The organism is Microbacterium sp. 2MCAF23 (assembly GCF_052115565.1).
Classification (GTDB): domain Bacteria; phylum Actinomycetota; class Actinomycetes; order Actinomycetales; family Microbacteriaceae; genus Microbacterium.
Window position 1 is genome coordinate 1 of the sequence record NZ_JBFRGY010000028.1, and the last position, 371, is coordinate 371.

Here is a 371-nt window from a genome sequence, read left to right on the forward strand (position 1 = left end):
GATTACCCGAGTTCCTCGCAGTCGGCGCGGCCAATCACGCCAACCGCTGCGCAGCCGAATACGGTGGCGTGTCCGGATAATCGCCCGCCGCAAAGCGCGCCTGTAGCCCCTGCCACCAGGCAGGATCGAACAGATGACGATAGTGCTCGCGCACCGCTGCCAGTTCCTGCGCCGGCAAGCCCATGAACGGCCCGAACCGCTCGGGGAAAACATCGCGCGGACCGACAAGGAACCAGGGCTCATCGGCCATCGCTTCTTCCGGAGAGCCTGGCTTGGGCCAGGCCCGGAATACGCAGTCGCTGACCAGGCACAACTCGTCGTAGTCGTAGAACACGGCRCGGCCGTGGCGSGASACGCCGAAGTTCTTCGGC

At 65.5% G+C, this 371-nt stretch carries 1 protein-coding gene; it reads right to left on the reverse strand.

The features are described 5' to 3' along the window. Positions 1-34: 34 nt before the first annotated feature. Positions 35-371, reverse strand: a 337-nt coding sequence (locus tag AB4078_RS18680) for an isocitrate dehydrogenase kinase/phosphatase-domain containing protein (RefSeq protein ID WP_441978382.1), incomplete at its 5' end; no start/stop codon positions are given.